Consider the following 4,416-nt stretch of genomic DNA (forward strand, 5'->3'; position numbering starts at 1 on the left):
GGGTCGCCAGTGAACCATTGCAGCACCACGCTGTCCACCTTTTGCTTGAGCCAGGGCGGCATCTTGAACTTGCCGCCCAGCGTGTCTGCGGGCTTGCCGAACACATACTTGGGCACGAAGTAGTAGCCGCGCCGCACCGAGATGTCCACGCTGCGCGCGTAGTGCACCGCATCCACCGCAATGTCGCAGCCCGAGTTGCCCGCGCCCACCACCAGCACGCGCTTGCCTTTGAACRGCTCGGCGCTCTTGTAGGCGCTGGTGTGCAGCAGCTCCCCGTCAAAGTGCCCCTCAAAGCGCGGCATGCTGGGTTCGGCCAGCGTGCCGTTGGCAATCACCACGCCCTTGAACTCTGCCGTTTGCGCGGGCCCACCGTGCTGCGTCCACGTCACGCGCCACAGCGGCGCAGTGCCCTCCCCCACCGGTTCGACCCGGAGCACGCGCGTGCCAAACCAGAAGTGCTGGCGCAGGCCAAAGTGCTCTGCAAAGTCGAAGAAATACTGGCGCATGTCCCGGTGGCTCGGATAGTCGGCCACTTCGGGGCGCATGGGGAACTCGGTGAACTCCGTGGTGTGCTTGCTGGAGATCAGGTGCGCCGATTCGTAGACCGTGCTGCGCGGGTTGTCGATGTTCCACAAACCACCCACATCGGTGTGTGCTTCAAAGCCCTGGAAAGGCACGCCCAGCTTCTGCAGATTGCGCGCCGCAGCCAGCCCGCTGGGGCCGGCGCCGATGAGGGCGATGTGGTCGCGCATGTCCTGTGCGAGCGGCGTCGAAGGGCTTGTCTCCGGCATCGTTGTTGTTGTCATCATTCGCTTTTTTCTCTCTCAGGTGTCGATGTTCTTGTCTGCGCGCACTGGCAACCCCGGAATGGCGGTGGCCCCCGCCTCGCCCACGCGCGGCTTGCGCGGCTGGCCCAGCAGCAGCCGGTCGTGCAGGGCATCAGGCAACAGGTTCAACAGGCGCGCCAGCCAACCAATGCGCGCGGGCAGCACGATGTGGGTGCGCCCCCGGGCCACAGCGGCCAGCAGGGCACGCGCGGCGTCCTCGGGCTCCATCAGGCCGGGCATGGCAAAACGGTTGCCTGCCGTGAGCGCGGTGCGCAGGTAGCCAGGGCTGACCGTGCTCACCACGATGGAATCGCCGCGCAGCTCGGCACGCAGACTCTCCAGGTAACGGATGAGCCCGCCCTTGCTGGCGCAGTACGCGCCATTGCCCGGCATGCCCCGCCAGCCCGCAATGCTGGCCACCCCCACCAGCGCGCCGCGCCGCTGCGCGCGCAGGGCCGACACAAAGGGCTGGAAGGTGGTGGCGGCGCCCAGCAGGTTGATCTCCAGCATGCGCCGCATCACAACCAAGTCGTCGACCTGGGCGGTGTCAAAACCCCCGGCCACCCCGGCATTGGCGATGACGAGGTCAGGCGTTCCCCAGCGGCCCATCCAGTCGGCGGCCATGGCCTGCATGGCGGTAACGTCGGCCACATCGGGCGTATAGACAGCACAGCGCTCTGGCGCCAGTGCGGCCAAGGTTTCCAGCGCGGGCCGGTTCAGACCCACCAGCGCCACGGCAGCGCCCTGGCCGATGAGCTCGCGCGCCAGCGCCTGGCCCAGCCCGCCACAGGCGCCGGTGAGCACTACGTTCTGGAAAAAGGCGGTCATGAAGCTCCCGGTGAATTGGGTTTGCAGCTTAGCCACAATGCTGAATAATCCCGAAATGTTTTACGAATTCGTCTCGAATTTCGAGATTTATGACCAACACACCGCCCAGCCTGCGCTTGTTTGAACTGCTGGAAACGATGTGCGCCCAGGGCCAGCCCTTCAGCCTGGGCGATGCCATAGATGCCACCGGCTGGCCCAAGCCCAGCGTGCACCGCATGCTGGGCCAGCTGGAGGCCGGTGGCCTGCTGGCGCGCGAGCCAGACGGGCGGCGCTACACCCCCGCACCACGTCTGCTGCGCCTGGCCGAAAGCACGCTGAGCGCGGGCACCCAGCATGGGGTGCGCCACGCTGTGCTGCGGCAACTGGTGGCGGACATTGGAGAAAGCTGCAACCTCACGGCGTTGAGCGGCGCTGAAGTGATCTACCTGGACCGGGTGGAGTCAGCCTTTCCGCTGCGCATGGAGCTACGGCCCGGCACCCGCGTGCCCATCCACTGCTCGGCCAGCGGCAAGCTGTTTCTGGCCCACCTGTCGTCCGCACGCCGGGCCGCCATCCTGGACGGCCTGCCCCTCACCCGCCACACGGCCACCACTCTGACCGACCGCGCCGCCCTGGAAGCCGAGCTGGAGCAGATCCTGCGGCAAGGCTATGCCACGGACGCCGAGGAGTTTGTGGACGGCCTCGTCTGTGTGGCCGTGCCCGTGTTGGCCGGTGGGCGGCGCCAGGTGCGCAGCGCCGTGGCACTGCAGGCACCCTCTGCCCGCATGCCGCTGGGGCGGGCGCTGCAACAGGTGCCCCGGCTGGGAGAAGCCGCGCAGGCCCTGGGCCGGACCTGGGCTTGAGCCATCGCGCAGCACCTCCCGACACATTCATAACCTGCTCTCACCATGCAACTGAACTACCTCGACTTTGACTACAGCGAAGACGCTGACGGCAACGGCACCCTGGATGCCATGGCCAGCGTCCTGCACGCCCAACTGCCTGCCTTGCAGAACGAGATCGCTGCCGTGCTGGCCTGGGCGCATGCACACTGGCCCGGCGCTTGCGCACCGCAGGAAGACGGCGGCGCGTGGCACTATGACCTGCACGGCGTGCAAGAGGTGCAGAGCCCCTTGACCTTGTCCTTTGACGATGCGACGGGGCAACTGCACATGACCACAGGCAGTGCCGCGCCGCCGCGCACCACGCTGACCCTCACCCTCAGTGGCAGCAGCGACTTCTGTACCGCTTTGCGCGAAGCCTTCGATATGGAATGAGCCTCCTCTTCATGGCCTCCAACCCGGTCAACCCAAAGGGTTAACCCCAATTAGCGACCAAAAGCCCCACGTTGCAAACAGGTTAGTGCGCCAGCCCACGCTTTCCTGAGGTCCAGCGCTACAGTTGCGACTCATTAGTTCAACCCGAGACTGGAGAGTTTCATGCTGTCACGCCGTCACTTCCTGGGCGCAAGCCTGGCCACCACCGTTTACGCTGCGGGATCGTTCGTGCCCGTGTGGGCGCAGAACGCACCCAATTTCGGCACGCCCACCTTGCCCAGCCCTGGTTTCCGTCGCATGAAGGTGGGAGACGTGGAGGTGATCGCACTGAACGATGGCATCACTCGCCGCCCTTTGGGGGAAGAATTTGTGAAGAACGCACCGCTGGCCGARGTGCGTGCGCTGCTCGCATCGCAAGGCCTGCCCACCGACTACATCGATGTGCCGTACACCCCCTTCCTGGTGGTGGCGGGCGCGCGCAAGATCCTGATCGATACCGGCCTGGGCGAGTTTGGTGGTGCCACCACCGGCAAACTGCTGGACAGTCTGCGCGCTGCGGGCATGCAGGCCTCCGACATCGATACCGTGCTCGTCAGCCACTACCACGGCGACCACATCAATGGAATCCGCAACAAGGCGGGTGAGCTGGTGTTTCCGAAAGCCAAGGTGATGGTGCCTGCAGCCGAACATGCCTTCTGGATGGACGACGCACGCATGGCCGCCGCCCCCGCCGGCATGAAGGGTGCGTTTGACAATGTGCGCCGCACCTTTGCCACCATGCCAGCCGATACGCTGGTGCGGTTTGAAGCGGGCACCGAGGTTGCACCAGGCATCCAGTCGGTGGCCGCCTACGGCCATACGCCGGGCCACACGCTGTTCGAATTGAAGTCGGCAGGCCAGAACTTCTTCTATGTGGCAGACCTGACCAACGTGCCCGCATTGTTCGCGCGCAACCCCGACTGGGCCGTGACCTTTGACATGGACGCAGAGGCTGCGCGCAAGGTCCGCCGCGAGGTGTTCCAGCGCATCACCACCAGCAGCGCCATGCTGGGCGGCTTCCACTTCCCCTTCCCTGCGTTTGGCCGCGTAGCAGCAGCGGGCAATGGCTATGCCTTCCAGCCAGCTGCCTGAGGCCGAAGCAGCCGGGGATCAGGCTGCGACGCAAGGTACGCGCGTCACACGGCGCACCTTGCTGGGCAGGGGCGCGGCAGGCGCACTGGGTAGCGGACTGGCCCTCACAGCCCTGCAGACCTGGGCAGCTCAGGAAGCGGGTGCCGAGGTCTTGCTGCGCCAGGGCGGAGTGGCGGCGTTGTTTCGCCACGCGCTGGCCCCCGGCACCTTCGATCCCCCGGGTTTCCGCCTGGGCGACTGCAGCACCCAGCGCAACCTGAACGATGAAGGCCGGGCCCAGGCCCGGCGCATTGGCGAGTGGTTCCAGACGCGGCAATTGCGTCCGGAGAAGGTGCTGTCAAGCCCCTGGTGCCGGTGCATAGACAGTGCCACCC

General features: G+C 66.1%; 6 protein-coding genes. 4 read left to right on the forward strand and 2 right to left on the reverse strand.

Going from position 1 to position 4,416, the window contains the following annotated elements; translation table 11 throughout:
- Both AC04MI_RS23700 and AC04MI_RS23705 read right to left on the reverse strand, forming a co-directional pair.
- A partial coding sequence (locus AC04MI_RS23700) for a flavin-containing monooxygenase (protein ID WP_476498875.1) occupies window positions 1–752 on the reverse strand: 752 nt, incomplete at its 3' end.
- Window positions 753–824: 72 nt separating this feature from the next.
- On the reverse strand, window positions 825–1,655 hold the full coding sequence (locus AC04MI_RS23705) for an SDR family oxidoreductase (protein ID WP_192419947.1): 831 nt from the start codon (window positions 1,653–1,655) through the stop codon (window positions 825–827).
- An 89-nt stretch (window positions 1,656–1,744) separates the two neighbouring features.
- Here AC04MI_RS23705 and AC04MI_RS23710 point away from each other — a divergent pair, with 89 nt between their 5' ends.
- The 4 genes from AC04MI_RS23710 to AC04MI_RS23725 form a co-directional block, all read left to right on the forward strand.
- Window positions 1,745–2,497: an IclR family transcriptional regulator gene (locus tag AC04MI_RS23710; RefSeq protein ID WP_436074716.1), complete on the forward strand. Its 753-nt coding sequence runs from the start codon at window positions 1,745–1,747 to the stop codon at window positions 2,495–2,497.
- 45 nt (window positions 2,498–2,542) lie between these two features.
- Window positions 2,543–2,911, forward strand: a complete 369-nt coding sequence (locus AC04MI_RS23715) for a hypothetical protein (protein ID WP_436074715.1) — start codon at window positions 2,543–2,545, stop codon at window positions 2,909–2,911.
- A 162-nt stretch (window positions 2,912–3,073) separates the two neighbouring features.
- Complete coding sequence (locus AC04MI_RS23720; protein WP_436077815.1) at window positions 3,074–4,042, forward strand: MBL fold metallo-hydrolase; 969 nt, start codon at window positions 3,074–3,076, stop codon at window positions 4,040–4,042.
- Window positions 4,014–4,416: histidine phosphatase family protein (locus tag AC04MI_RS23725; protein WP_476498876.1), on the forward strand; the 403-nt coding region annotated here is incomplete at its 3' end. The genes AC04MI_RS23720 and AC04MI_RS23725, both read left to right, overlap by 29 nt.

This window comes from Acidovorax sp. LjRoot204, assembly GCF_056175785.1.